At 36.2% G+C, this 26,101-nt stretch carries 27 protein-coding genes; 20 read left to right on the top strand and 7 right to left on the bottom strand.

The window, feature by feature from the left end:
* Positions 1 to 10 precede the first annotated feature (10 nt).
* On the top strand, positions 11 to 370 hold the full coding sequence (locus B9N79_RS07705) for a DMT family transporter (protein ID WP_048896907.1): 360 nt from the start codon (positions 11 to 13) through the stop codon (positions 368 to 370).
* Positions 367 to 759, top strand: a complete 393-nt coding sequence (locus B9N79_RS07710) for a YvaD family protein (RefSeq protein WP_019395329.1) — start codon at positions 367 to 369, stop codon at positions 757 to 759. The genes B9N79_RS07705 and B9N79_RS07710 overlap by 4 nt, the downstream gene beginning before the upstream one ends.
* On the opposite strand, the gene B9N79_RS07715 is transcribed toward B9N79_RS07710, so the two are convergent.
* The gene (locus B9N79_RS07715; RefSeq protein ID WP_085118099.1) at positions 756 to 1,418 is read right to left on the bottom strand and encodes an MBL fold metallo-hydrolase; all 663 of its coding nucleotides are present in this window, start codon (positions 1,416 to 1,418) and stop codon (positions 756 to 758) included. The two genes, B9N79_RS07710 and B9N79_RS07715, sit on opposite strands and share 4 nt — an antisense overlap.
* A 108-nt stretch (positions 1,419 to 1,526) precedes the next feature.
* On the opposite strand from B9N79_RS07715, the gene B9N79_RS07720 reads away from it, so the two are divergent.
* Entirely contained in the window at positions 1,527 to 2,870 is a 1,344-nt protein-coding gene (locus B9N79_RS07720; RefSeq protein WP_019395331.1) for an MATE family efflux transporter, read from the top strand.
* 30 nt (positions 2,871 to 2,900) lie between these two features.
* Here the strand turns inward: B9N79_RS07720 and coaA are convergent, their stop codons facing one another.
* Complete coding sequence (coaA, locus tag B9N79_RS07725) at positions 2,901 to 3,836, bottom strand: type I pantothenate kinase (protein WP_019395332.1); 936 nt, start codon at positions 3,834 to 3,836, stop codon at positions 2,901 to 2,903.
* A gap of 216 nt (positions 3,837 to 4,052) precedes the next feature.
* Here coaA and B9N79_RS07730 point away from each other — a divergent pair, with 216 nt between their 5' ends.
* Positions 4,053 to 4,277 carry a DUF3951 domain-containing protein gene (locus B9N79_RS07730; protein WP_082864708.1) on the top strand — a complete coding sequence of 75 codons (225 nt, stop codon included), beginning with the start codon at positions 4,053 to 4,055 and terminating at the stop codon, positions 4,275 to 4,277.
* Positions 4,278 to 4,340: 63 nt separating this feature from the next.
* Here the strand turns inward: B9N79_RS07730 and B9N79_RS07735 are convergent, their stop codons facing one another.
* Positions 4,341 to 5,285 carry a D-2-hydroxyacid dehydrogenase gene (locus B9N79_RS07735; protein ID WP_082864709.1) on the bottom strand — a complete coding sequence of 315 codons (945 nt, stop codon included), beginning with the start codon at positions 5,283 to 5,285 and terminating at the stop codon, positions 4,341 to 4,343.
* Between the two features lie 123 nt (positions 5,286 to 5,408).
* Between B9N79_RS07735 and B9N79_RS07740 the strand changes: the two genes are divergently transcribed.
* The 3 genes from B9N79_RS07740 to B9N79_RS07750 all read left to right on the top strand — a co-directional run bounded on the left by B9N79_RS07740 (position 5,409) and on the right by B9N79_RS07750 (position 6,780).
* Positions 5,409 to 5,585, top strand: coding sequence for a CsbD family protein (locus B9N79_RS07740; protein WP_082023604.1), 177 nt, complete (start codon positions 5,409 to 5,411; stop codon positions 5,583 to 5,585).
* A 174-nt stretch (positions 5,586 to 5,759) separates the two neighbouring features.
* Positions 5,760 to 6,158 carry a hypothetical protein gene (locus tag B9N79_RS07745; protein ID WP_046217085.1) on the top strand — a complete coding sequence of 133 codons (399 nt, stop codon included), beginning with the start codon at positions 5,760 to 5,762 and terminating at the stop codon, positions 6,156 to 6,158.
* A gap of 142 nt (positions 6,159 to 6,300) precedes the next feature.
* The gene (locus B9N79_RS07750) at positions 6,301 to 6,780 is read left to right on the top strand and encodes a site-2 protease family protein (RefSeq protein WP_019395338.1); all 480 of its coding nucleotides are present in this window, start codon (positions 6,301 to 6,303) and stop codon (positions 6,778 to 6,780) included.
* Positions 6,781 to 6,889: 109 nt separating this feature from the next.
* Here the strand turns inward: B9N79_RS07750 and B9N79_RS07755 are convergent, their stop codons facing one another.
* Entirely contained in the window at positions 6,890 to 8,275 is a 1,386-nt protein-coding gene (locus B9N79_RS07755) for an amino acid permease (protein ID WP_372450214.1), read from the bottom strand.
* Between the two features lie 605 nt (positions 8,276 to 8,880).
* Between B9N79_RS07755 and pruA the strand changes: the two genes are divergently transcribed.
* The 3 genes from pruA (at position 8,881) to B9N79_RS07770 (ending at position 13,483) form a co-directional block, all read left to right on the top strand.
* Complete coding sequence (gene pruA, locus B9N79_RS07760; protein ID WP_040057938.1) at positions 8,881 to 10,443, top strand: L-glutamate gamma-semialdehyde dehydrogenase; 1,563 nt, start codon at positions 8,881 to 8,883, stop codon at positions 10,441 to 10,443.
* 73 nt (positions 10,444 to 10,516) lie between these two features.
* On the top strand, positions 10,517 to 11,431 hold the full coding sequence (locus B9N79_RS07765; protein WP_019395341.1) for a proline dehydrogenase family protein: 915 nt from the start codon (positions 10,517 to 10,519) through the stop codon (positions 11,429 to 11,431).
* Positions 11,432 to 11,803: 372 nt separating this feature from the next.
* Entirely contained in the window at positions 11,804 to 13,483 is a 1,680-nt protein-coding gene (locus B9N79_RS07770; RefSeq protein WP_046217086.1) for a sigma-54 interaction domain-containing protein, read from the top strand.
* Positions 13,484 to 13,616: 133 nt separating this feature from the next.
* Here the strand turns inward: B9N79_RS07770 and B9N79_RS07775 are convergent, their stop codons facing one another.
* Entirely contained in the window at positions 13,617 to 14,300 is a 684-nt protein-coding gene (locus tag B9N79_RS07775) for a YIP1 family protein (RefSeq protein WP_046217087.1), read from the bottom strand.
* Positions 14,301 to 14,761: 461 nt separating this feature from the next.
* The gene (locus tag B9N79_RS07780) at positions 14,762 to 15,073 is read right to left on the bottom strand and encodes a putative sulfate exporter family transporter (RefSeq protein WP_046217088.1); all 312 of its coding nucleotides are present in this window, start codon (positions 15,071 to 15,073) and stop codon (positions 14,762 to 14,764) included.
* 114 nt (positions 15,074 to 15,187) lie between these two features.
* On the opposite strand from B9N79_RS07780, the gene B9N79_RS07785 reads away from it, so the two are divergent.
* From B9N79_RS07785 to B9N79_RS07820, 8 genes are all read left to right on the top strand, one after another.
* The gene (locus B9N79_RS07785; protein WP_019395346.1) at positions 15,188 to 16,066 is read left to right on the top strand and encodes a LysR family transcriptional regulator; all 879 of its coding nucleotides are present in this window, start codon (positions 15,188 to 15,190) and stop codon (positions 16,064 to 16,066) included.
* A gap of 409 nt (positions 16,067 to 16,475) precedes the next feature.
* Positions 16,476 to 17,801, top strand: coding sequence for an LLM class flavin-dependent oxidoreductase (locus B9N79_RS07790; protein ID WP_019395347.1), 1,326 nt, complete (start codon positions 16,476 to 16,478; stop codon positions 17,799 to 17,801).
* A 25-nt stretch (positions 17,802 to 17,826) separates the two neighbouring features.
* Entirely contained in the window at positions 17,827 to 18,324 is a 498-nt protein-coding gene (locus B9N79_RS07795; RefSeq protein ID WP_040057934.1) for a GNAT family N-acetyltransferase, read from the top strand.
* Positions 18,325 to 18,381: 57 nt separating this feature from the next.
* Positions 18,382 to 19,053 (top strand): amino acid ABC transporter permease, encoded by a 672-nt coding sequence (locus tag B9N79_RS07800; protein WP_019395349.1) that lies wholly within the window; start codon positions 18,382 to 18,384, stop codon positions 19,051 to 19,053.
* A 12-nt stretch (positions 19,054 to 19,065) separates the two neighbouring features.
* Positions 19,066 to 19,803, top strand: coding sequence for an amino acid ABC transporter ATP-binding protein (locus B9N79_RS07805; RefSeq protein ID WP_040057933.1), 738 nt, complete (start codon positions 19,066 to 19,068; stop codon positions 19,801 to 19,803).
* 15 nt (positions 19,804 to 19,818) lie between these two features.
* On the top strand, positions 19,819 to 20,985 hold the full coding sequence (locus B9N79_RS07810) for a M20 peptidase aminoacylase family protein (protein WP_040057932.1): 1,167 nt from the start codon (positions 19,819 to 19,821) through the stop codon (positions 20,983 to 20,985).
* Positions 20,976 to 22,319 (top strand): MmgE/PrpD family protein, encoded by a 1,344-nt coding sequence (locus tag B9N79_RS07815; RefSeq protein ID WP_046217089.1) that lies wholly within the window; start codon positions 20,976 to 20,978, stop codon positions 22,317 to 22,319. The genes B9N79_RS07810 and B9N79_RS07815 overlap by 10 nt, the downstream gene beginning before the upstream one ends.
* 79 nt (positions 22,320 to 22,398) lie before the next feature.
* Positions 22,399 to 23,196 carry a transporter substrate-binding domain-containing protein gene (locus B9N79_RS07820; protein ID WP_040057930.1) on the top strand — a complete coding sequence of 266 codons (798 nt, stop codon included), beginning with the start codon at positions 22,399 to 22,401 and terminating at the stop codon, positions 23,194 to 23,196.
* Between the two features lie 41 nt (positions 23,197 to 23,237).
* Here the strand turns inward: B9N79_RS07820 and B9N79_RS07825 are convergent, their stop codons facing one another.
* A complete protein-coding gene (locus B9N79_RS07825; RefSeq protein WP_040057929.1) occupies positions 23,238 to 24,290 on the bottom strand; it encodes a sulfotransferase in 1,053 nt (350 codons plus the stop codon).
* Positions 24,291 to 24,628: 338 nt separating this feature from the next.
* Here B9N79_RS07825 and map point away from each other — a divergent pair, with 338 nt between their 5' ends.
* Positions 24,629 to 25,378, top strand: a complete 750-nt coding sequence (map, locus tag B9N79_RS07830; RefSeq protein ID WP_019395355.1) for a type I methionyl aminopeptidase — start codon at positions 24,629 to 24,631, stop codon at positions 25,376 to 25,378.
* Positions 25,379 to 25,442: 64 nt separating this feature from the next.
* Entirely contained in the window at positions 25,443 to 26,066 is a 624-nt protein-coding gene (locus B9N79_RS07835) for a pyridoxamine 5'-phosphate oxidase family protein (RefSeq protein ID WP_040057928.1), read from the top strand.
* The last annotated feature ends 35 nt before the right edge of the window (positions 26,067 to 26,101 follow it).

Below are 26,101 nucleotides of genomic sequence, written 5' to 3' on the forward strand. Positions count from 1 at the left end.
GGAGAGAATGTTGCATTGGATATATTTAAGTATAGCGATTATTTTGGAGCTTGCAGGAACTGTAACAATGAAACTAACAAATGGGTTAGAGAAATGGGGGCTTAGCCTCCTTATGCTCATATTTTATGGAGGAAGTCTTACTTTTTTAACCCTTGCCTTAAAAAACATAGAAATTTCAATTGCTTATGCTATTTGGTCTGGAATGGGGATTGTCCTTATTACAGGGGGTGGCTTTCTGTATTTTAAAGAAGAAATAAGTATAGTAAAAGTTATCGCTATTCTTTTTATTTTGATAGGAGTCATAACGCTAAACATCACATCAGGCGAGCATGAAGCTTATAAAAATGAGAAAGTTGTGGAAAACAGATGAAATCTCTTCCCTATTTTTTTCTCGTTACAGATATCGGATTTATTCTTTATTGGTTGCTCACGTTTTTTAATTTGATTCCTCTTCACTATGCATTCAAAGATTACGAAAATCCCATTCTTGTAGCATGGAATTGGTCGTTCTTTCCACTAGATATCCTTATTTCAATTACGGGATTTATAAGCTTAGCTCTATATAAAAGAAACAATAGGAAATGGGAAGCTTTTGCTTTTTGTTCTCTTGTTCTTACTTTTTGTGCAGGCCTTATGGCACTTAGCTTTTGGAGTGTAAGAAAAGACTTTGACATCATGTGGTGGGGAGTAAATTTATTTTTGCTCATTTATCCATGTTTCTTCCTCAAAAGCATGTTTACCTTAAGGGAAAGAAGTTAAAATTCCCGCTTTTGAATGTCTCGAAAAGTTAGAGGACCACCGTGGCCAACATAGATTTTACTTGGTTTCTCATGAAGCAAACGTTGAATACTTTTTTGAGCAGTATCCATATTATGAGCAAAGTAATGGTGTCTCGGTTTGTGAGGAAGAAAAAAGCCGCCAATGTGTCCACCCATTAAAAGATCCCCTATAATCATTTCCTTATTTTTTAAAATAACAGAGAGGGAACCGTCTGTATGACCAGGAGTATGAACAACTTTTCCGTTTACACCAAAAGGCTTAAGTGAAAGCGTGGTATCTATCAACATATCAGGCGATGTTCCTTTGATTTTACCGTGTAAAAAAGGTTTGATAAGGGCTCCCCGTTTTCGGGTCGGCTTTAAATAGGAGTCTTGTCCTTTTTCTAAGGCGCCTACATCTTCTCTGTGAATGGCTACGGGCGCATTGAATACGCTCCTTATCTCATTGATATTGCCAAAATGATCAAGATGACCATGTGTTAAAAGAATAAGGGATACGCTGTTTTTAGTTACGCCAAGTTTGTAGAGAGATTGAAGTAAAAAATCGCTTTTCTTAGGGGACCCTGTATTAACGATAATTGTTTTTTCTTCTTGAATGACGAACACGTTTGCTCGCCCAACTTTTAATGAATGAATCATCTTTACGCTCCTTTTTAAATGTATTAAAAAATGTGAAGTCAAATAGCATGAATTACCTTCTTCTTTTTGGCATAATAGGGAAAGACAATAAAAAGGGGGAGGATGAATATGGCACGGTATGACTTTACAGAGGGAAATATATTTAAGCAAATGTTATGGTTCTCAACCCCCATTTTACTAACAAACTTGCTTCAGACGTCTTATCAGTTTATTGATAGTTTGTGGGTTGGTAACTTGCTAGGGGCTCAGGCGCTTGGAGCTGTTGCAGTATCAGGTACCGTGATTTTTACGATCTTATCATTTGTCATTGGGGTAAACAATGCCTCATTAACCATTTTATCTCAGCAAAAAGGAAAAGGAAATGAAGAAGGCTTAAAAAACTATTTAAATGCCTTCGTTGTTACGCTTACATGTTTAGCATTTGTGCTTGGAGTTGTTGGTTATTTCTTAGCTCGTCCGATTTTAATGATGCTAGGAACGCCGCCATCAATGGTTGATGAAGCTACGTTATACTTAAAGATTAACTTTGTTGGTATTCTCTTTTTGTTTGGCTATAATTTTATCGCAACCGTTTTACGAGCATTAGGAGATAGCCGAACACCATTAAAGTTTGTATGTATTGCGGTTCTCCTTAATACAGTGCTTGCACCGTTATTTATTATACAGTTTCATTTTGGAATAGAAGGAGCTGCATATGCAACACTTATTTCACAAGCTTTCGCTTTTCTGTATGGACTAGCTTTAATGATTAGGAAAAAGCTTGTTCCATTCACAAAGCCAAGTTTACCTCAAAAGGAAGAAATCCTGCTTATTTTAAAGCTTGGTATTCCTGCAGGACTGCAAATGATGGTGATTTCTTCAGGAGTAATGGCCATTATGAGCGTTGTGACAAGCTTTGGAGAACATACTGTAGCTGGTTTTGGGGCAGCACAGCGTCTGGATTCGTTGCTAATGCTTCCAGCAATGGCTCTTGGTACAGCTGTCAGCAGTATGGCTGGTCAAAATATAGGCGTTTCGAAGTGGGATAGAGTGCATAAAATCGCTCGGTATGGCGTTTTATACAACTTAGTCATTATGCTTGTTGTTTCTGTTATCATTTTCTTCTTTGCTCATGAAGCTGTTAGTCTTTTTACAAATGACGAGAGTGCTATTAAGTTTGGAGGAGAGTACCTCCAAATTATCGCCTTTTTTTATCCGCTCCTTGGGATTAATTTTATTTTAAACGGAGTTGTCCGGGCTTCGGGAGCTATGATTCAAATTTTACTTTTAAATGTTGTTTCCCTTTGGGTGCTACGCTATCCCCTCACATATGGTTTATCGTCTTTTTTTGGAGAGATGGGCATTGGTCTTGGAATGGGCATTAGCTTTTTAATTAGTAGTATCGTTGTCTATTTCTATTACAAATATGGAAAATGGAAAGAAAAGGAGCTTTTTAAAAAGAAGAAAATGTGAAAAGAGAGCCACTATATGTGGCTCTCTTTTTTATAGTTGCTTCATGCGAATTTTTTCTACTCCATGGTCTTGGCCTTTACGAAGGATAAGATCTGCACGATAGCGGGTTGGAAGAATGTTCTCATGAAGGTTCTTTTGGTTAATATCTTTCCAAATGTTTGTTGCTATGTTTGTTGCTTCTTCTTCAGAAAGGCTTGCATAGCGATGAAAATAAGAATCTGGGTTTTGAAAAGATGTTTGACAAAAGATTTTAAAACGTTCTACATACCAACGGAAAATATCAGACTCATCAGCATCTACATAAATCGAGAAATCAAAGAAATCAGACACGGAAAGCTGAGGGGTCTCAAAATTTTGCATTTGTTGAAGAACGTTAATGCCTTCCAAAATTAAAATGTCAGGCTGTGAAATATGAGTATATTCATCTGGAACTCTATCATACAGCACATGTGAATAAAGGGGCGCATTAACATGTGGGTCCCCAGATTTTACAGCTGTTAAAAAATCAATTAAATATTTTGTATCATAGCTTTCAGGAAAACCTTTGCGGTGCATAAGTCCTTTTTCTTCTAATACATGTTTAGGATATAAAAAGCCATCTGTTGTTACAAGATCAACACGCGGATGTTCAGGCCAGCGAGACAAAAGCGCTTGAATAACGCGTGCTGTTGTACTTTTCCCAACGCCGACACTTCCGGCAATTCCAATAATGTAAGGTACTTTACTGCCTTGTTTACCAAGAAAGTCGTGTGTACCTTTGAAAAGCATTTGAGAAGCTTTTACATAAAGATTTAAAAGACGAGAAAGCGGTAAGTAAATGTTTGATACTTCACGGACGGATAGTTTATCATTAATGCCTCGGAAGTTTTCGACTTCTTCTTTTGTTAATGGAAAAGGTGTAACAGAACGAAGCTTAGACCATTCCTTTTCCGTGAACGTTATGTATGGAGAGTATGTTCCATTCATGATTTAATCCCTTCTCTACTACTAATAATGTAATTATAAAAACTATAGCACATAAAAAAGAAGATGAATAGAGGAGAAAGAAAACGTATACAAAATTCAATGGATCTTTCTAGTCTTTATCTTCCTTTTTTTATTCATCCATAGTTTTCATTTAGTCGGTTCTATTGAAACCAACAAAGTGAAGAAAACGTATAAAAACAGAGGAGGGGAAGCTCGTTGCTTTTTTTATCTCTGATGTTTCTTACTTTTACAACAGTTTTTATTTTGATAGTTTTGGTTGCGTGCTACAAATTTTTTATTTTAAAACGTACGGTTTCTAAAAGCCACTATACACCATTTGATTATATTACAGGACAAAATACTGTCGAATTTCATGAAGAAGAAAATAATAGGGAAGAAGATAATGATAATGGAGAAAAATTTAAAAAATCTCCCTGTTAGAGCTGTATTCCATCAAAATCTTAGAGAGGATTTTGATGGAAATACAGTGTCTCTTTTGTAAAATTAGTAGCCTTTTTCGTAGTCTACTGTATTAATAGAAGGTGTTTTTCCACTGAGATAGTCTTTTATATTTGGAAGAAAAATCTCTTCTACAACTCTCTTCGCATAATATTCAGTAGCGCCAGAAGTATGTGGAGTCACAATCACGTTTGGAAGCTCCCAAAGCGGGCTGTTTTCTTCAAGTGGTTCTTGTTCAAAAACATCAAGTCCAGCTCCTGCAATTTCCTCGTTTTGTAAAGCTTGAATAAGTTCTCTTTCACGAACAAGCTCACCTCTGCCAATATTCACAAGAAATGCTGAGCTTTTCATTTTTTTAAACTGCTCTTCACCGAACATTCCGTGCGTATCTTCAGTGAGAGGAAGTGTAATCACAACATAATCACAGTGAGGTAAGAAAGAAGAGAGAGCTTTTGTTGTGTACATTTCATCAACATACTTTTCTTCTTTACCTGAATGGCGAAGACCTAGCGTTTTCATATTAAAAGCTTTTGCAATTTTAGCTGTTTCTTTACCAATGGCGCCCATTCCAATGATTCCAATTGTTTTCTCATGAAGTTCTAGGCTCAATCCGCTATTATGCCACTTTTTCTCGAGCTGATTTCTTACATATGTATGAATCTTTCTTGTTAAAGATAAAAGAAGTCCAAAAATAGTTTCTGAAATAGGATAAGCATGAACGCCGCTTGCTGTAGAAAGAAAAACCTTCTTTTCTTTAAGTTCTGCGAGAGGAAGTGTATCAACACCAGCGCTCCAGCTTTGTAAAAAGCGAAGATTCTTAAATTCTTCAACATTCATCTCGTTTCTCCAACCGAGCACAACTTCTGCTTCTTCTACATAGTTTTTCCATTTGCTTTGGTCTTTTTCAATAATTACCTTGAATCCTACGGCAACTTCTTCAATTGTGGAACGGTATTCTTCAACATCGTGTACGATAAGCATTGTTTTCATCTTTATTCCTCCTTAGAGCTAGTCTATCATAAAGCTCTTTTCAATCAGAATTTATAATATGTTTAATTCTTTTAAGAGAGGGAAAAGAAAAAGTAACAATTTAAGAAGGAGAAGGTGATGTAAATGAGTAAAAACAACGGACTTAGTGAAAAAGTAAAAAGTGCAGTGAATAAAGTAAAGGGAGAAACAAAAGATCAAGTCGGGAACGCAACGAATGATTATCACATGCAAAATGAAGGTAAGAAAGATAAATTAAAAGGCGATGTTCAAAAAGAAATTGGAAAAGCAAAAGACCGCTAAGAATAAGCTCTTCTCTTCAGAGAAGAGCTTATTCTTATGTGAAAATGTCTTCTTAATAGAGGTAAAGGTCTTTAGATAGAAGTGAAGAGGAAAAAGAGTCTTTTTTACTATCCAATACCTTACTTTATCCCTTTATAATGGAAAGATAGAGTTGTATGGAAGGAAGGATAAGATATGGCAAGACAGCAAGGATTAGAGCATCTTACACATGAGATTAGCGATGCTGCACATAAAGTAGGAGATGCGCTACATCATGTGAGTGATACAGTAGGAGAGGCAATTGAACGAGAGTTTCTAAAAGCAAAATATTTAGCACAAGCTCTTGTCCTTGAAAGCTACGCAAACACAGTAAGAAGAGCTGTTAACAACTTCAATGAAGGAGCTCACGAAAACGTAAATGCTTGTGGTGTGCATGCGAGCTCTTGGCTTGGACATCAAAAAGACGTTTACATAGAGCATCAGGCTCAGCTTACAACAAAATCTCGAAAGGCAAATGAAACAGGCTCAATTCTTATTCAAAAACTAGAAACACTTGCTGCTGACTTACGGGGCAAGGCTAAAAACATAGCATAGCATATGTAAAGAGCACATCTTTGTGTTCTTTTTTTCTTTTCTATCTAAAAAAAGGTTTTGAACAAAAAAAAGGTGGAATGTAGGAGAGAAAAGGAAACTTTTTTTAAAGCTTCCTTCCATTAAATTAACAGGAGGGACCATCATGTTTGGGTTTGAAGATTTACCTAAGTTTTTCTTTTCATTTTTAATTGTCCTTCCACTTGTTGCCATCACTCATCAACTAGGACATTTAATCGTTGCTATTCTTTTTGGGGGAAGAGTAGATTTTACAATTGGTCGTGGTAAAACGATTTTTAAAAAGGGGAAATTTAAAATTAAGTCTGTTTATTTTTTAGATTCCTTTTGTGTTTATGAAGAATTAAAGATTGATAATCGATTTACTCATGCTTTTGTATATGCAGGAGGAATAATTGCTAATCTAGCTTCTATTTTGATTATGAATGGGTTAGTAGTATACAGTACAGTGGAACCTTCTCTATTCTCTTATCAGTTTGTTTATTTTTCTGTCTACTATGTAGCATTGTCTCTTTTACCTATTAAGTTTTCAGAAACAACGTCAAGTGATGGTCGGGCGATCTATGATGCCCTTCGCTATGGAAAAATTGCCTGTAATCCAGACTGAGTCTAATTGTTACGTAACAAATAAAACTTAGAAGGAATTTCTGAGCGTGAGATAAAATAATGAAGAGATAATGAAAAAGCCCCTTACACGGAAGTAAGGAGCTTTTTCATTATGAAATTTCTTCTTTTGTAGTTGTTGCAACGCTTGTTACATCCTTCTTTTTAATTAAGAAATAAGATCCTACAACACATAAAGCAATCAATGTTGTGAGATAAAACTGTGAGCGAAGCGAATCAATGAATGCCATTGCAAAGAAAATGCTAGCCATTGCAGCGATTGTAATATACGTTAAGTAAGGGAAAAACCACATTTTAATTTTAAGCGCTTCAGGGTTTGTTTTCTCATACATACGGCGCAGTCTTAACTGTGAAAAGGCAATAACGAGATAAACAAGTAGCGCAACTCCACCAGAAGCATTTACTAAGAACAAAAAGATTTTATCTGGTGAAAGATAGTTAAAACCAACGCTAATGTAAGAAACAATTGTACAACCTATAATGGCGTTAAATGGAATTCCTTTTTTGTTCACTTTCAAGAACATGCGAGGTGCATCACCTTTTTGAGCCATTGAAAACAGCATACGTGAGCTTGTATAGAGACCTGAATTCAAGCAGGAAAGGACAGCTGTTAATACAATAAAGTTCATAATTTGGGCTGCTCCTGGAACGTTTACAAGCTCTAAAATAGACACGAATGGACTTTTTAAAAGAGTTGGAGAGTCCCAAGGTAGAATTGTAACAAGAATCATCATTGATCCAAGGTAGAAAATCAGAATACGGTAAATAACTGTTCTTGTAGCAATTGTAATCGCTTTTTCGGGATCTGCTGATTCTCCAGCTGCTGTTGCTACAATCTCAGTTCCCATGAATGAGAACATTACAAGTGCAACACCTAAAAAGACAGAGCTTATTCCATTTGGAAGAAAGCCACCTCGGTCTACAAGGTTTGTTGTTCCTGGTGATTCAACGCCTGGGATAAGACCTAAAATGATTGCTCCACCAAGAATTAAAAATAAAGCAAGACTAACTACTTTTATAAGAGAAAACCAGTACTCAAATTCTCCAAATGACTTAACGGAGTACACGTTTGTAAGGGTTAATAAGAAAGTAAGAATGAGACTCATAGTCCAAGACGGAATGCCTGGAAACCAATATTGAATAATATTTGAGCCTGCAATAGCTTCAACAGCAATAACGATTACCCAGAAAAACCAATAAAGCCAGCCAATCGTATATCCTGCCCAAGGACCTAAAGCTTGTCTTGCATAAGTAGCAAAAGAACCGCTGGACGGATTAGCTGTAGACATTTCACCAAGCATTCTCATGATGAGAATAACGAATAAACCTGCAAAAGCGTAAGAGAAGATAGATCCTGGTCCTGTTTGACCGATAAGGGTTCCGCTTCCTATAAAAAGCCCAGCTCCGATTATTCCTCCTAAGGAGATCATTGTAATATGCCGAATTTTTAGTTCTTTCTTTAGTTGCGGTTGTTCCATATTCATTATGTAGTTCCTCCTTTGCGACAGTGAAATAGAAAACGCTTTCAAAGTCGTAGATTTGTTAGGAAACGAGCTATATTCCTCCTTTACTAAAAAAGATAAATAAAAATAGGGTTCATAAATATTCTTAATTGTATGATAATTTAAGTTATACAACATTGTCTACTATTTTTAGCAAATTAAAGTATTTTTTATACAGTTTTACTTGTAATGCTCTTAAGTATATATAAGAAATAAGAGAAAGTATAATATATTGTTCGACTTTCTCACATGGAATTTTACATTTTTAGATTTAAAAGGCAATTTTTTTCTTTAAGATCCTTTTTTCTATAGAAGATAATGTTAGAAAAAGGGGTTAATTGGTATATAATTTTTGAACACTTTTGTTTAAAAATAAAAAAATGAACATTTTTGTTAAAAAAGTGTGTACAAATGAAAATGAATATGTTTATAATAAAGCATAGAAAATTTAATAAATTATAAAAAGTCAGATAACTAAAGAGGAGATATACTCCAAAAGATGTTTTTAAAGAGATGGCTTTACACGTAATTTGTTATGAAAGTGGTTTTACAAAATTGACTGTTTAAAAGGAGAGAATAAAATGACAACAAATACAGAAATCAAAGCATACAAACATGAACCATTTACAGATTTTACGGTAGAGGAAAATAAGACACAGTTTCAAGAAGCTTTAAAGCTTGTTCAATCATCTCTTGGAAAAGATTATCCACTTGTTATTGGTAAGGAAGAAATTGAAACAGAAAACAAGATCGTTTCTGTGAATCCAGCAAACAAGAGTGAAGTTATTGGTCGTGTTTCAAAAGCGGATCAAAAGCTAGCGGAAAAAGCAATGGAAGTAGCACTAGAAACTTTTAAAACATGGAAAAAAGTTGATCCTGCCGAACGTGCAGAAGTACTATTTAAAGCCGCTTCTATCATTCGTAACCGCAAACATGAATTTTCAGCTTATTTAGTGAAAGAAGCAGGTAAACCATGGAAAGAAGCTGATGCTGATACAGCTGAGGCAATTGATTTCCTAGAGTTTTACGCTCGTCAAATGCTGAAACTAAAAGACGGTGTTCCTGTTGAAAGCCGTGAAGGAGAGAAAAACTCATTTGGTTATGTACCATTAGGGGTTGGAATCGTTATTTCTCCATTTAATTTCCCATTTGCAATTATGGCTGGAACAGCAGCTGCTGCCGTTGTAACTGGTAACACAGTGCTTCTTAAACCTGCAAACAACACTCCTGTTATTGCAGCGAAGTTCATTGAAGTAATGAAAGAAGCAGGCCTTCCGGATGGTGTGCTAAACTATATTCCTGGAAGCGGCGCAGAGTTAGGTGACTATCTTGTAGATCATCCAAAAACTCGCTTCGTATCTTTCACAGGATCTCGTGAAGTTGGTTGCCGTATTTATGAGCGTGCTGCAAAAGTACATCCTGGCCAAATTTGGCTAAAACGTGTTATTGCTGAAATGGGCGGAAAAGATACTGTTGTTGTTGACCGTGATGCAGACCTAGATTTAGCAGCTTCTTCTATTGTTTACTCTGCGTTTGGCTTCTCTGGACAAAAGTGTTCAGCAGGATCTCGCGCAGTTGTACATCAAGATGTGTATGACGAAGTATTAGAAAAAGCAGTTGAGTTAACAAAAACATTAACATTAGGAAATCCAGAAGACGTAAATACGTATATGGGTCCTGTTATTGATCAAGCTTCATTTGATAAGATTTCAAAATATATTGAAATTGGAAAAGAAGAAGGAAGATTAATGATTGGTGGTAAAGGAGACGATTCAGAAGGTTACTTTATTGAACCAACAATTTTCGCAGATGTAGATGAAAAAGCGCGTCTTATGCAAGAAGAAATTTTTGGCCCTGTTGTTGCTTTCTCAAAAGCGCGTGACTTTGATCATATGATGGAGATTGCAAATAACACAGATTATGGTTTAACAGGAGCTCTTTTATCAAATACAGAAAGCCATATTGAACGTGCGAAAGAGGAATTCCACGTTGGGAACCTTTATTTTAATAGAGGTTGTACAGGAGCGATTGTTGGTTACCATCCATTTGGTGGTTTCAATATGTCTGGTACAGATTCAAAAGCAGGCGGCCCTGATTATTTAATTCTTCACCTACAAGCTAAAACAACGAGTGTAACTCTTTAATTAAGAAGAAGGAGAGCATTTTGCTCTCCTTTATTAAAAAAGTGTAAGGAACATAGAGAGGGGAGAGAATCATATGTTAGCAAATGTATCAAAAAATGTGTTTCTTCACGCTTCACAAAATAGAGTGCTAAATAAAGCAGCTAAAAAATGGGGACTTCGATTTGGTGCTGGGCAAGTTGTTGCTGGAGATACAATCGAAGGGGCAATGAAAAAAGTCCGTGAACTTAATGAAAAAGGATTAGTTTGCACGTTGGATCATTTAGGTGAATTCGTCTCAAGTAGAGAAGAAGCAACAGAAGCCACTCAATATAACGTACGAACATTAGAGGCAATGGCCGCTAATGGGGTAGACTGTAACTTATCTGTTAAAATGACGCAGCTTGGACTAGACATTGACCGAAGCTTTTGTTTAGATAATATGCGTCGTATTTTGGACACAGCGAAACAGTATAATAACTTTGTACGAATTGATATGGAAGACTATGCTCATTGTCAAATGACACTTGATATTTTACGAGAACTGCGAGAAACATATGATAACGTTGGGACTGTTATTCAATCATATCTGTTCAGAGCAGAGCAAGATGTAAAAGATTTGAAAGGAGTTCCGTTACGCCTTGTGAAAGGAGCGTATCAAGAATCTCCAACAGTTGCTTTTCAAAACAAAGAGGATGTTGATAAAAACTACGTACGCATTATTGAAGAACATCTATTAAATGGAAGCTATACAGCTATTGCTTCTCACGACCATAATATTATTGACAAAGTGAAAGAAATGGTCAAAAAGTATAATATTCCTCGTACGCAATTTGAATTTCAAATGTTATATGGATTCCGTTCAGAGCTTCAGCTAAGTCTAGTTCAAGAAGGATATAAAGTGCGCGTTTATGTTCCTTTTGGAAAAGACTGGTTTGGCTACTTTATGCGCCGTCTAGCAGAAAGACCGCAAAATGTGGCATTCGCTCTTAAAGGATTCTTCTCAAAATAAATAAAATAAGGGTGTCATTTTTCGAAAGAATTGCCTACATTAAAACAACAGCGAAAAAAACACCCTTCTAAATAATGCATCTTTTTCTTCTATTATATAATCATCATTTATAACCTTCATTTTCTCCCGAAAAATTCTTGTTCCATTCGTATTACTTCAATACATTCACTTTTCTTATTAGAGAGATATTGGTTCCTTTCGTAATTATTTGTTATGCTAAAATTACAAAACTTTCTTCATTTCTTATGTAATGTTAGAATTATTAAAATAAGCGAGTTCTCTATATTGTAAGAGAAAAACGCTCAAAATAAGATTAAGCATAGCATCACATATATATATTAGGTGAAAAATATAGAATGAAAGGAATCTCATATGCTCGAATTTGAACAAAATAATCTTCACGCGTCTTTCCTTATTACTTCTTTGGATCAAGACATCTCTGAGATAAAAAATAAACTAACAGAATATTCGTTCGTTGTCGTTGAAGGAGAGAAGTACTATGTTATCTCTCACAATGAACGCCATTTCCTTGCGGGTGATGATATATTAGTAAAACAATGGATTGAACAAACAGAATGGCCATCATCTCCTGTTTATGTAGAAGAAGAACTTTCATTAAACGATCAAGAGTGGAATCGCCCTGTTCTTGTTTCAAACAGGGAAGGAAAAATAAAAGGCATCATAAACGCAACTTCCTGGATTAAAACATTGGAACGAAGAAACGAGAATTTAGAAAATGCTTTTTTTACGCTTGCTGAAACGATTAATGATGCTGTGACAGCTGTTGATCGAGATGGAAACGTTGTTTGTTGGAATACAGCCGCTGAAAATACATATAAGATTAGGCGAGAAGATATTATTGGCCAGAAGATAGGTGAGCATTTTCAGTCCGATTCTATCATTTTGCATCGGATTTTAAATGAAGGACGTCCTGTTCGAGGAACCTACCACAGGCCGAACAGCGATAATCATGTCCTTATTAATGCATCCCCAATTACAAGCCAGAATCAGATTATCGGTGGTATTGCAACAGAGCAGGATATTACGCAGATGGTTCGGTTAAATGAAGAGCTAGATTCTTCGCTTCCGCTCTTAATTCAGAAGCCCAAACCTTTTTCGTCCATTGTTGGCACTAATTCAGATCTTCATCAAGCGCTAAAAGTAGCTCAAAAAGTAGCATATGCAGAAATTCCTGTTCTTTTAACAGGGGAATCTGGATCCGGAAAAGAGATGCTTGCTCAAGCTATTCATTATGGTGGTTCAAAACGTACAGGACCTTTTATAACCTTAAATTGTTCAGTTGTTCCTCCGAATTTTCTAGAGTTTGAGCTTTTTGGATATCAAGAAAGAACATTTACTGAAGATGAACAGGTTACTCAAGAAGGGAAAATTCAACAGGCATCTAATGGAACGCTGTTTATTGAAGAACTTGATAAAATGCCGCTCGATGTTCAGCAAAAGTTCTTAAATTATTTGGATGATCAGGCTTTTTATCGTGTAGGGGAGAATGAACCTGTAACCCTTTCAGAAAATACGCGTGTTATTGCATCAACATCTCAAAACTTAGAAGAAATGATGCAAAATGGAGAGTTTAACGAAAGTCTTTATTATCATTTAACAGTTATGAATATTTATATTCCACCGCTTCGCGAACGTAAGGACGATATTCAAGAACTTGTTGAGCAGTTTACGCAAGAATTCAGTACAAAATATAAGAAAAAAGCACCTGAAATTTCCAAAGAAGTCATGGAAGTGTTGCATACTTACAGCTGGCCTGGAAATGTCCAAGAACTTAGAAACGTTATCGAGCGATTTATTTTACTCTGTGATGGAGATCATGTTAGTGTTAGTTACCTTCCACATAACATGAGAGAAGGTTTTTCTTTGCCAGAAGATGAACAGGAAGTAGAAGAAAATGAAGAGAAAAATGAGGCTGTTCTAATTGAGGAAGCACTTAAGAAAACGTATGGCAATAAAAGTGCAGCAGCGAACTTATTAGGGATATCGCGAGGGACATTATATAATAAGTTAAAAGAATATGGACTAAACTAGCGATATTAAAAAGAAAAGCGACATAACGTCGCTTTTTCTTTTTTTGTATAATGGTGAAAAGCTGTACGCTGTTTGAAAAAATGCGCAGATAATTTCGCCTATGTATTCTCTCCTAACGTTTTATCTTCATTTTTTAAGAAGAGAAAGGGATTGAAGCAATCGAAAGAATAAATACAACAATCATTAAGATGATCCATAATCCAATTGTCATCACAATAATCGTAAGGAATCCTTTCCACGCTGACATTTCTTCAGCTCTTCCAATAGAAATACACCATACAAAAATTGACCATATACTTGCTACAATATGTAAAATGATCCATATCCCGATTAGTACAGGTAAAAATGTAAAATCACGTTCTACATAGACTTGTTCTGGGTTTTGTAAGAAAAGAATGGTAGATAAGACTGCTACTATAAGCAAGGCAATATTTGATGGTAAATAAGTTAACATGCTAAATAAATAAGTTTTGCGATGGTCTTGTAGCATATTGCCTTTCCCACCTATCCACTTTGAGACCGTTTTAGTGGAAAATCCTATGACATATGAAATGATAAAAGCAATGAGCCAGGAGATTAAAAATAGAACAAGAAAGCTCAGTGGAATAAAAAGGAAACTAATTTCAGAAACATCACCAAGCATCATAAAACCATAAAGAAAAAAGCCGAGGGCAAGAGTTAAAACAACTCCATAAAAACCAACACCCGTAAAGCCCGCATTTAATAATAGAAGAAACATAGCCCACTTACTTTTGATTACTTTGTTCTGCTCCCAGAAGGCTGAGGGCCGATAAAAAAGGTACCAGTAGTTTTTCATTGTATTTCTCCTTTTAAAAATTCAAAATGTTATCTTAAATAGAAAAAAATGAAAAAAGACAACAGAAACAATCGTAGCAAAGGAAGAAACTCTTTCACAAGAGACATTTAGCATATTTATACAATTAAGGGGATTGTTCCGAGGGGGGTGGCGGGGGTATTATGATCTACGAATAAGGAATTAAATGTATAAAAAAGCTCATTTCTTCTCGAGTGAACAAGTGGTTTGTAACGAAAGATTTAAAGTGATAATTATTTATGATAGTTATTAAGAACTATATAATATTCCTAAAAACAATCTTTTTCCTCTCTTTGCGTATATTATTTATAGGTGTAAAAGGCATTGTAATTATAGAAAAAGCGGCTGAGGAGAGAAGCGAGAAAAGCGTATAGAAAAGAAGGATCGTATATGATCCTTCTTTTCTATACTACATACTTTAAATGTGACCTATGAAATACAGATCAATAAGTCCAAAAAACGATGAAAAACCCACCAACAGATAAAACGAAAGAATCGAACAAACAGGCAAAGAAAGCACTCTTCCCGTTTTTTATGAGGGTTTCTATTCTGACCTGTAATCCAAGAGCTCCCATAGCCATGAAAATGAGCAAGTAAGCAATTGTTTGCAAATAGAATCTTGTTTCTTCTGTAAAAAGCCCAAGCGTATTGAGAAAACTCATGATAAGAAATCCAATGATAAACCAAGGAAAAGTAACGGTCGTACAGGGGAGTTTTTCTTTGTCCTTATTAAAAAATAAACGCTTCTTATCCATAAATGCTGCTTTTTCCTCTTTTAGCTATTATTAACTTTACGTAAAGGAAAAGGATAAGTAAAATACATGTAAATGATAGTAATGATTAGTTTCTTTAATAATAGGAGGGAAGTTATGTACTATGATGCTTTGAAAACATTTGTTAATGTAGTCGAGGAGAGAAATTTTACAAAAGCAGCCGAGAAACTACGGATTTCTCAACCTAGCGTAAGTTTACATATTAAAAATCTTGAAGAAGAATTTCAAACAACACTTCTTAAAAGAACGCCTAAAATGGTTACAGTAACTCCTACGGGAGAAATGCTTTATGAAAGAGCAAAGCAAATTCTTCATTTATACAAACAAGCAAAACAAGAAATTTACGAACATCATCACTTTGTTCAAGGTAAATTAACGATCGGGGCAAGTTTTACAATTGGTGAGTATGTGTTACCAAAGTTACTCAGTGAATTTCATCAACTATATCCACATGTAGAAATTGAAGTACTTATTGATAATACAGCACAAATTGCTGAACATGTACGACTTTTTCAAGCTGACATTGGCCTTATTGAAGGCCGAATCAATCATACTGAACTTCAGATTTCGCCATTTTCAGAAGACGAGCTTTCTATTATTGTAGAGGAAAACAGTTTGTTTCTGACTCAAAAAAATCTTTCTTTGTCAGATTTGCAAAATCAAACGTGGATTACGCGAGAAAAGGGATCAGGCACAAGAGAGTATTTAAAACATGTGCTTGATTCTAACGGTTTAAAAGCCCGTGCATTTATTACAATGAGCAGTAATCAAGCTATTAAAGAAGCGGTGTTGAACGGAATGGGAATGTCCATGTTATCTACATATGCTCTTAAAAAGGAGGAAAGGATAGCGATTCTTCCTGTGAAAGAAGCAGTTTTTAAACGTAAATTTTCTTATATAGAAAGTCCTGTTATAGAAGAAAACAAAAATAAAGCTCTTTTTCTAACATTATTAAAGAAACTAATGAAAAAATAAATAGAATAAAATGATCTTTTTCTTTGTCGAAATTTATCGAAAAATTAGCGTTAAATCGTTGAACCCGACTAATATTATCGGTATAATCAATCATTAAGCGTTAATTTCAAGGAACAAGAGACTTTTGCAATAATTTTTGTTTGACAGATGAGGGTCTGTCATATAAATTATAGGAAGGACTTTAAAGTTGATAATACTTATTAGAATACTTGGTTTTAAAGCCTTTATTATATAGTAAAGGCTTTAAAAAGACTGAATATCTCGAATTCAATATGATTACTTGTTCATTTTTCTACATAACCTAAGGAAGTATACAAAATATAAAGTGAAAAATTGAACATATGAGTGCCTTTAACTTTTGTTTATAAAAAGATTAAACGTAAATTTTTTATAGGAGGAAATCGTTGTTATGAGTAACAAAAAAGAAATAAAAGTTGGCCTGTTTCTTGCTGGTACTGGCCATCATATCGCATCTTGGAGACATCCGAAAGCAGTTGAGGATGGAGCAATGAATCTCCCTTATCTAATCAATTTAGCTCAGACAGCTGAAAAAGGGAAATTAGACATGATATTTTTAGCTGATAGCTTATCTGTTAACAAAAATTCTCATCCAAATATTATTACACGCTTTGAGCCTCTTACCCTTTTAACAGCTATGGCAGGGGCAACAAAACATATTGGCTTAGCTGCAACAGCTTCTACAACGTATAGCGAACCTTTTCATATTGCAAGACAGTTCGCTTCTTTAGATCATTTAAGCAGTGGACGTGCTGGATGGAATGTCGTAACATCTTCTATCCCTCAAACAGGTCTAAACTTCAGTAAAACCGAGCACCTTGAACATGACAAGCGCTATGAGCGTGCAGAAGAATTTGTGGAAATTGTAAAAGGTCTTTGGGATTCATGGGAAGAATCCGCGTTTATTCGCAATAAAGAAGACGGTAAATTTATTAATGAAGATAAAATGCACGAGCTTGGACATAAAGGTGAATTTTTCTCTGTTCAAGGTCCTTTAAATATTGCCCGTGCTCCTCAAGGATATCCAGTTATTATTCAAGCTGGTTCATCGCCGGCAGGACAGGCTCTGGCAGCGCAAATTGCTGAAGTGATTTTTACAGCCCAAAACAATATCGAAGACGCTAAAAAGTTCTACAAGGGAATTAAAGAGCAAGTGCGTTCTTTTGGTAGAAATCCTGATGAAGTTCTTGTTATGCCTGGGATTTTCCCGATTATTGGTGATACGGAAGAAGAAGCACATGCTAAATATCAAGAACTTCAAGATCTAATTCCTGTTGAGCTTGGATTAAGTATTTTATCCAATTACTTAGGTGGCATTGATTTAACTCAATATCCACTCCAAAGTCGGTTTTCTGACTTGAATATTGAAAAAGTAGACGGTGTCCAAAGTCGCTATGAACTTATTAAGAAAATGGCTGAAAAAGATGATCTTACATTAGAACAATTATATAAGTCTGTAGCAGGTTCACGTGGACATCATATCTTCATTGGTACACCAGAACAACTTGCAGATAAAATGGAAGAATGGGTTGAAGGAGAAGCTTGTGATGGTTTTAACCTTATGCCGCCACTTCTTCCTGAAGGCTTAGAAACCTTTGTTGAAAAAGTCGTTCCGATTCTTCAAGAGAGAGGCGTATATCGAAAAGAGTACGAAGGTAAAACACTTCGTGATCATCTTGGGTTAAAAGAACCTAAAAATCGCTATGCTTCTAATTGATTTTAAAAGATGCTGAGGTGACAAAATGAGAAACTATCGATTAGCAACTGAAGAAGATGCAGAGAAGCTTTTAGACTTAACACTTCGAGCATATGAGCCAATTCGAGAGCTAGGAATTAACTTTGCGGCAGCAACAGCAGACCTTGCATTCGTGAAGAAAAACGTTCGAAATAATATGTGTTATGTGTTGGAAGAAGATAGAAACATTATTGCAACAGCTTCACTTAGGATGCCTTGGGGCCCTCAGCCAGGACCCTTTGAATATCCGCATATTTGGTGGTTTGCAGTAGATCCAAGCTATGGTAAAAAGGGCATTGGAAGCTTAATGATGGAATGGTTAGAAAATACGGTACTAAGCGAAACCTTAAAATGTCCAGCAGTTTCTTTAGGAACGGCTGACAAACATCCTTGGCTTATTGAAATGTATGAGCGCAAAGGATATAAAAAGGCAGGGTCACAAGACTTAGGAAAAGGACATATTACCGTATATTTAGTTAAGAAGCTTCGTGAAGATTTTCAGTAAATCTTTATAGAGTATAAAAATAAAAAAGTTATTTAGAGAAGTAAGGTGGTGTGGAATATGAATTTTGATTTAAATTATTTCATTAACGTTTTTCCGGACGTTATCCCGTATATTCCGGTTACATTGTTAATGGCCGTAGTTTCGATGATTGTTGCAATTATTGTAGGACTTGTACTTGCTCTTATTACAAAGAGTAAAATCCCTGTTTTGCATCAGTTAGCAAGCTTATACATTTCATTCTTTAGAGCGGTACCAACGCTTGTGCAACTTTTCTTAATTTATTATGGACTTCCACAGATTTTTCCGGGACTGCAGGCAATGCAAGCTCTAACAGCTGCCATTATTGGTCTAAGTGTGAAGAATTCCGCATATTTAGCTGAAATCTTTCGCGCAGGGTTAGACTCTGTTGATAAAGGGCAGCTTGAAGCATGTACATCTGTTGGAATGACAAAGTTTCAAGCATACCGAAGAGTGATTTTACCACAAGCAGCGAGAAATGCAATTCCTGCAACAGGGAATACGTTTATTGGATTGTTAAAAGAAACGTCTCTAGCATTTACACTAGGCTTAACAGAACTTTTTGCACAAGGTAAGATTTTAGCGTCTGCATCTGCTCGTTACCTTGAAACATATTTAGCAATTGCTATTTTATATTGGTTATTAACAATTATTTACAGTATTGTTCAATCTGTAATCGAAAAAATCATTGGGAAACCGTACCGAAACTAGGAGGTGTAACAATTGATCGTTGTAAAAGACTTGGTAAAAAAATTCAAAGATTTAACGGTTCTAGATGGAATAAGTCTAGAAGTTGAGCGAGGAGAAGTTGTTGCAATTATCGGTCCTTCTGGTTCTGGTAAATCAACGTTTCTTCGCTGCTTGAACTTGCTTGAGACTCCTAATAGGGGAGAAATTCAAATTGGGGATGTTAAGCTGAATGCAGAGAGATATAGTCGCAAAGAAGCGAATGCTTTAACAAGGCAAACAGCGATGGTTTTTCAACATTACAATCTTTTTAAAAACAAAACAGTGCTTCAAAATGTAACAGAGGCACTTATTATAACGAAAAAAATGAAACCAAAAGAAGCGAATGAGATTGGAATGAATCTTTTAGAACAAGTTGGCCTTGCTCATAAAGCGGACAGCTACCCTATTACACTTTCAGGGGGACAGCAGCAGCGAATTGGAATAGCAAGAGCACTTGCTATTGATCCATATGCTCTTTTGTTTGATGAGCCTACATCAGCTCTAGACCCTGAACTTGTATCTGGAGTGCTTGCGGTTATTAAAGAAATCGCAGAAAGACAAACAACAATGCTAATTGTAACTCATGAAATGGACTTTGCGCGTGAAGTAGCAGACAAGGTTATTTTTATGGCGGATGGCCATATTGTTGAGCAAGGAACACCAGAGGAAATCTTTGACTTCCCAAAACATGAACGTACCAAAAAATTCTTACAGCAAGTTGGTAGTCAATAAACAAAAAGGAAAGGAATGAAGAACGTGACTTCACCTCAAAAAGGAAATGAAAAGCTTTTAGAACAGCTTACAAACATGCGTCGTGAACTTCATGAACATCCTGAGCTTTCTATGATGGAAATTGAGACAACAAAACGAATTCGTCGCTGGTTAGAAGAGGGGGAGATTGATATTCTTCCTTTTGAAAACCTTGAAGTCGGGGTTATCGCAGAAATTAAAGGTACAAAGCCAGGACCAACGATTGCGATTCGCGCAGACATTGATGCATTACCTATAAAAGAAGAAACAAACCTTCCATTCTCATCTAAAGTAGATGGGGTAATGCATGCTTGCGGCCATGATTTTCATACTGCTTCAATTATCGGAACAGCTCTTCTCCTAAAAGAGAAGAGAGATCAACTGCAAGGGACTGTGCGTTTTATTTTTCAACCAGCAGAAGAAATAGCTTCTGGTGCCAAGAAAGTCATCGAAGCAGGAGCGCTTGAAGGAGTAGAAGCTATCTTTGGTATGCACAACAAACCAGATCTTCCAGTTGGAACAGTAGGCGTACGCGAAGGGGCCTTAATGGCAAGTGTTGATCGTTTTGAAATTGACGTTATTGGTGTTGGCGGTCATGCAGGTATCCCGAATAGCAGTATTGATTCAATTGTGACAGCAAGCTCTATTGTGACAAGTTTGCAATCTGTTGTAAGCCGAAACGTAAGCTCGTTGCAAAATGCGGTTGTAAGTATTTGTACTATTCATGGAGGAAGTTCATGGAACGTCCTTCCTGATAAAGTGAAACTTGAAGGAACCGCAAGAACATTCCAAGATGATGCACGGGCGAAAATTCCAGAGTTTATGCAGCGAACAGTTGAAGGAGTTGCAGCAGGCTATGGAGCGAAAGCTGAATTTCGTTGGTACCCATATTTGCCTTCTGTTCAGAATGATGCTCGCTTTGCTGAAGTTGCAAAAGAGGCAGCTATTGAGTTAGGGTATGAAGCAGTGGAAGCAGAAAAAAGCCCAGGTGGAGAAGACTTCGCTGTATATCAAACGAAAATTCCAGGTTTCTTTGTATGGATGGGTACAAATGGTACCCAAGAATGGCACCATCCAGCCTTTACATTGGAAGAAGGTGCGCTTGAAGTTGCATCTTCCTATTTTGCCAATTTAGCATTGAAAGTGCTAGAAACATGGAAATAACAAAAAAACTATCCGAGCTTGTATATTCTTCATACCCGCTTAAAGATAAAAGAGCGCTAGAAATGGCGAAGCTTGGGGTAATTGACTATCTTGCTTCAAGCTTTGCAGCCCGAGATGACGAAGGAGTTCAAAAGCTGTTAAAACTTATTGAAGAAGAGGGCGGTTATCAGAACGTCCCCATTATCGGTCAGAACAAAAAAGCAAACTTTTTGCAAAGTGCTTTAATAAATGGTTTTCTCGGTCATGCGCTTGATTACGACGATGTTCACTCAGATGTAAGAGGGCACCCAAGCACTGTTATCTTACCAGCGCTTTTGTCTCTTTCCTCTTGTGAAAATGTAAGTGGGGAACGTTTCTTGAGTGCTTATGTGATAGGTGTAGAAGTTATGGCGAGATTAGGGCAAGCCATTGGCAGTGATCACTATATTAAAGGGTGGCATAATACAGCAACGCTTGGAACAATTGCTGCAAGTATAGCATGTGGATATTTAAAAAATGTTTCTGTAGAAACATTTCAAAAAGTTATCGGCTTTGCAGCAACGCAGACGGGGGGAATGAGGGCTCAGTTTGGAACAGAAACAAAGCCCCTTCATGCAGGATTTGCAGCACGTAATGCTTTGCAAGCTTTAAAACTTGCAGAAATCAATTTTGGAGGAACAAAAAGCGCATTAGATGGCGATAGCGGTTTCTTTGCTCTCTATGGGGAAGATCCTGCTCCTTCAGCTCTTCTCTTCTCACGTTGGGGAGAAGAGTGGAAAATTTATTCACCAGGTCTTTGGTTTAAGATTTATCCATTTTGTTCTGCTGCTCATCATGCAGCAGATGCTGCTGTTAGGCTTTCATATAAAAATGAATTTCGTATAGAAGATGTGACAAACGTTAAAATCTCTTTTCCGAAAGGAGGAGATGCTGCACTTGTAGAACAAAATCCGCAAACTGGTGAACAAGGTCGCTTTAGCGTTGAGTACGTTGTGGCGCTTGCTTTACATAAAAAAGCACTTGGACTAGAAAATTTTAAAAATAAATGCATTGATTCTAGCATCAAAACTTTTTTACCTCGTATTGAGAGGGTGTATAGAGAGGACGTAGAGCCTTCGCCAACTGCAGTTCCAAAAGGTCGCTTTACAATTGTTGAAGTTGAAGCAAACGGTGCTACTTTCACAGAACGTGTTGATCTTCCTAAAGGAGCGCCTGGAAATGGATTAACTTTTGAAGAACTACAAGAGAAAATGTCCAGTGCTTTGCAAGATGAAGAAAAAACAGTGAAAATAGTAGATGAAATTCAACAGCTTGAGAGAAGTCAAACAATGGGGAAGCTTCTTGACGTATTATAAAAAGAAAAAAAGAGCACATAGTATGAAGAGATCAAGAAATTTTAAAAGGTATTTTAGGTGAAAGAAGGGAGTTCATTAAATGAAAAAGCTATTAACGCTTGTTACTGTAGTTCTCTTATCTGTTGCACTTGCTGCGTGCGGAAATTCTTCAGATGAGAAAAGCAAAGGTTCGGATGAAAAAGTAATTAAAGTTGGAGCAACAGGTCAAAGTTTTCCCAACGCATATCAAGAAGATGGTAAACTTGTTGGTTATGATGTAGAGGTAATGAACACAATTGCTAAAAATCTTGGATACAAAGTAGAATGGACAAAAACAGATTTTAGTGGTCTAATGGGACAGCTGAACTCAGGTCGAATTGATACCGTTGCAAATGCGGTAGCAGTAACAGCTGAGCGTGAAAAAATGTATAAATTTACTGATCCATACTCTTATATTGGAACACAAATTGTTACAGGCAAGGATAATAAGAACGTAACTCAAATTGATGATTTAAAAGGAAAAACAGTTGCTGGTGTCTTAGGTTCTAACCATGTTGAAAAGCTTCAAGAGTATAATACAAAAAATAAAATGAACCTTAACATCAAAACGTATGAAACGCGTGAAGGAGCAATGAACGATGTTGAATTGGGCCGTATTGACGGATATGTAAACTCAGGTTCTGTTCTTTCAGCTGAAATTAATAAACATGATTTCAAAGCAAAGCTTGTTGGAAAGCCAATTGATGAGGATGCAACTGCATTTCCTTTCCAAAAAGATAACGATGAGTTAAGAGAAAAAGTAAACAAAGAGCTCCAGAAACTTAAAGAAGATGGCACATTAGAAAAACTTTCTCAAAAATACTTTGGTACAAACACTGTTGAAAGTCAAACAAAATAAAAAGAGAACTCTTACACAATATGTGTAGGAGTTCTTTTTATTTACGTATAGTTGAGTTTTTTTAACGCTGGTTCACAAATATTTTGTAGTTCTTTTTTCTTTTCTTCTGGTAGAGTTGGCCATGTATCAGGCTTGGCGCGGAATGTTGGTGCTGCTTTTTCGACCCAAATATCGTCTGTTTTCTCATCCCAGCCGTTATTTATGAATGTAATAAGTTGTTTTAAGTTGTCTTTGGGGTTTTTTACAAGCTTTTCGTAGCACAGGTGATGCACTTGATGAGAAGGGAGCTTAGCAAGTATTTCCTCTGTGTGAAGAACAGCAGAAGCGAGCTCAGCACCGAACGTTTGAAAAGGAATCTCAAATTTATTTAATTTTTCAACACTAAACTGATCTGGATGAAGCCATGAAAGGTCCCCGAAATCTTCAGGTCGGGTGTTATGATCTGATGGCTTTAAGCCTGTTTCTTCAAAAGCTTGTTTAAATGCCATGCCAAGCTTAAATCCTTGAAAACGATTAAATGCCATAATATTTTCTCTGACGTCTCGATACAGAAAAACAAACTTTGCATCTGGAAACATCTTAAGAAGTCGATCTACAAAGAGAATGGATAAACCAGAGCGTTCAACCCATACCTCTTTTTGAAATTTGTTTAAAAGCCAGGAAAATAACCGATTATATTGATTTGAAAGATGATCTTTAGGAAAATGCTTAACAACGGTTTCCATTTCCTCAAAAAGAGAATCAGGATCATTTGTAATGTGTGGCAATGGCATTGACATAATCCCAGGTATGCCTGTTTTTTCGTTGAATTTTGACGTTTCAGTTATGTTGTACAGAAATTCTTTGAATGAAACACCTTTCTTCATATAGAAAGGAATAAGGTTCGGTGCTTTTTCAGATAAAAAGCTCCAAAACTTTTCTCCATCCCATACCTTATCTGAAAGGCCAATCCACTTATCTTCTTGACTTGCTTGAAAATGAATCGACATAAAAAATTCTGATAAGCTTAAAAGGTGTGGGTGCATGTTAATGCAATTAGAAAGAGCTGTTGACCCACTTCTTCCAGCTGAAATAATAAATGTTTTCTCACTCATGCTCTCCATCTCCTTTGTTCAGTGTTTAGAGTTCATTTGAAGAAATTTTCATGTTTGCTTTTATATGTATATTTTAACAACTTTACTTAATTCACTTCAATTTTGAACTGTATTAAAAAAGAATAAAATAAATGGTTGCGGTCTCTTTTTCTCACTCATACTATAAAAGACCAAAAAAGCAGAGGAAAACAAAATCTCAAAATATAAGGCTTCCCGTATTATGTTTCTGTAAAGCATATGTTAATATAGTAAAGATGTATCTTTGCGTACGGACAAATGAAGTAAAGCAATGCTACAAAAGAAATGTGAATTTAATTCATGAGTTAGGAGTTATGAGAATGATTACTTTAAAATCAGCGAGAGAAATTAACTTAATGCATGAAGCGGGAAAGCTGTTAGCTTCTTGTCATAAAGAAATTGCAAAAATGATTAAACCGGGCGTAACAACGTTAGAAATTGAACGTTTTGTTGAAGGGTTCCTAAAAAAGCATGGGGCAACAGCTGAACAAAAAGGATACAAAGGTTATAAATATGCAACATGCGCATCTATTAATGATGAGATTTGTCACGGTTTTCCGCGCAAACAACCATTAAAAGATGGAGATATTGTTACGATTGATATGGTTGTAAACTTAAACGGAAGTCTAGCGGATTCTGCTTGGACATATGAAGTTGGAAATACAGATGAAAAAACAAAACATCTTTTAGAAGTTGCAAAAGAATCTTTATATAAAGGAATTGAAGTAGCACAAGCAGGGAATCGTTTAGGTGACATTGGCCACGCTATTCAGTCTTATGCAGAGGGAGAAGGCTTTTCTGTTGTAAGAGATTTCACAGGTCATGGCATTGGACCAACAATTCACGAACCACCCCACGTTGCTCATTACGGTCCAAAAGGAAAAGGTCCACGCTTAAAAGAAGGAATGGTTATTACAATCGAGCCAATGATTAATGAAGGAACATGGCAGGCGAAAATGGACGATAATGGTTGGACAGCGCGAACTGTAGATGGCAAGCTATCTGCTCAATATGAACACACTATTGCTATTACAAAAGAAGGTCCTATCTTATTAACAAATCAAGATTAACAAAAAAGATCCTAATTATTAGGGTCTTTTTTTGTTAAAATGAGGAAGTGAAGGGGGAGTGTTTATGACGTTGCTTTTCTCGCAGAAAGTTAAGACAGAAAGAGAGCTTTTAGCTCTTATTGGTGAACCAAATGAAATGGCTCGTAAGAAAGTGATTAATTACATTGATCAACACTGTCGTGATTTTATTGAGCGGTCACCGTTTCTTATCTTATCTTCTTCAAATGGGAGTTGTTGTGACGCCTCTCCACGAGGTGATTCACCTGGGTTTGTTTCTATTTTAGATAACAATTATTTATTAATTCCTGAACGAAGAGGAAATAAACGAATGGATTCGCTCCGTAACATTTTAAAAAATCCTTACGTTGGCCTCCTGTTCCTTATCCCAGGAATGGGAGAAACCCTACGTGTAAACGGAAAAGCAACTTTAGTAAAAGATGAAGAATTACTTAAACAACTAGAAGTAGAAGGAAAAGTCCCGCTTATCGGTATTTTAGTTGAAGTTGAAGAATGTTTTATTCATTGTGCGAAAGCCTTTAAGAGGTCTTCTCTTTGGGAACCTGAACATTGGCCTAAAAAATATCCATCAGCAGCTAAAATATTAGCACATCATGTTAAGCTTCCTAATACCACAGAAGAAAGCATTCAAAAAAGCCTTCAAGAAGGCTATGAAAAGCGACTATATTAACAAAAAAGCTTTGAGCAATTGAGCTCAAAGCTTTT

Source organism: Priestia filamentosa (assembly GCF_900177535.1).
GTDB classification, from domain to species: Bacteria; Bacillota; Bacilli; order Bacillales; family Bacillaceae_H; genus Bacillus_I; species Bacillus_I filamentosa.

Bases quoted from the DNA above. Each gene is read 5' to 3' on its own strand.
- pruA (WP_040057938.1), top strand. From the start codon at position 8,881: ATGACAACAAATACAGAAATCAAAGCATACAAACATGAACCATTTACA.
- B9N79_RS07715 (WP_085118099.1), bottom strand. From the start codon at position 1,418: ATGATTCATTCATTAAAAGTTGGGCGAGCAAACGTGTTCGTCATTCAA.
- B9N79_RS07710 (WP_019395329.1), top strand. From the start codon at position 367: ATGAAATCTCTTCCCTATTTTTTTCTCGTTACAGATATCGGATTTATT.
- B9N79_RS07750 (WP_019395338.1), top strand. From the start codon at position 6,301: ATGTTTGGGTTTGAAGATTTACCTAAGTTTTTCTTTTCATTTTTAATT.
- B9N79_RS07755 (WP_372450214.1), bottom strand. From the start codon at position 8,275: ATGGAACAACCGCAACTAAAGAAAGAACTAAAAATTCGGCATATTACA.
- B9N79_RS07825 (WP_040057929.1), bottom strand. From the start codon at position 24,290: ATGAGTGAGAAAACATTTATTATTTCAGCTGGAAGAAGTGGGTCAACA.
- B9N79_RS07775 (WP_046217087.1), bottom strand. From the start codon at position 14,300: ATGAAAAACTACTGGTACCTTTTTTATCGGCCCTCAGCCTTCTGGGAG.
- B9N79_RS07800 (WP_019395349.1), top strand. From the start codon at position 18,382: ATGAATTTTGATTTAAATTATTTCATTAACGTTTTTCCGGACGTTATC.
- B9N79_RS07795 (WP_040057934.1), top strand. From the start codon at position 17,827: ATGAGAAACTATCGATTAGCAACTGAAGAAGATGCAGAGAAGCTTTTA.
- B9N79_RS07745 (WP_046217085.1), top strand. From the start codon at position 5,760: ATGGCAAGACAGCAAGGATTAGAGCATCTTACACATGAGATTAGCGAT.
- B9N79_RS07770 (WP_046217086.1), top strand. From the start codon at position 11,804: ATGCTCGAATTTGAACAAAATAATCTTCACGCGTCTTTCCTTATTACT.
- map (WP_019395355.1), top strand. From the start codon at position 24,629: ATGATTACTTTAAAATCAGCGAGAGAAATTAACTTAATGCATGAAGCG.
- B9N79_RS07835 (WP_040057928.1), top strand. From the start codon at position 25,443: ATGACGTTGCTTTTCTCGCAGAAAGTTAAGACAGAAAGAGAGCTTTTA.
- B9N79_RS07720 (WP_019395331.1), top strand. From the start codon at position 1,527: ATGGCACGGTATGACTTTACAGAGGGAAATATATTTAAGCAAATGTTA.
- B9N79_RS07780 (WP_046217088.1), bottom strand. From the start codon at position 15,073: ATGGATAAGAAGCGTTTATTTTTTAATAAGGACAAAGAAAAACTCCCC.
- coaA (WP_019395332.1), bottom strand. From the start codon at position 3,836: ATGAATGGAACATACTCTCCATACATAACGTTCACGGAAAAGGAATGG.
- B9N79_RS07810 (WP_040057932.1), top strand. From the start codon at position 19,819: ATGAAGAACGTGACTTCACCTCAAAAAGGAAATGAAAAGCTTTTAGAA.
- B9N79_RS07815 (WP_046217089.1), top strand. From the start codon at position 20,976: ATGGAAATAACAAAAAAACTATCCGAGCTTGTATATTCTTCATACCCG.
- B9N79_RS07765 (WP_019395341.1), top strand. From the start codon at position 10,517: ATGTTAGCAAATGTATCAAAAAATGTGTTTCTTCACGCTTCACAAAAT.
- B9N79_RS07735 (WP_082864709.1), bottom strand. From the start codon at position 5,285: ATGAAAACAATGCTTATCGTACACGATGTTGAAGAATACCGTTCCACA.
- B9N79_RS07740 (WP_082023604.1), top strand. From the start codon at position 5,409: ATGAGTAAAAACAACGGACTTAGTGAAAAAGTAAAAAGTGCAGTGAAT.
- B9N79_RS07785 (WP_019395346.1), top strand. From the start codon at position 15,188: ATGTACTATGATGCTTTGAAAACATTTGTTAATGTAGTCGAGGAGAGA.
- B9N79_RS07790 (WP_019395347.1), top strand. From the start codon at position 16,476: ATGAGTAACAAAAAAGAAATAAAAGTTGGCCTGTTTCTTGCTGGTACT.
- B9N79_RS07820 (WP_040057930.1), top strand. From the start codon at position 22,399: ATGAAAAAGCTATTAACGCTTGTTACTGTAGTTCTCTTATCTGTTGCA.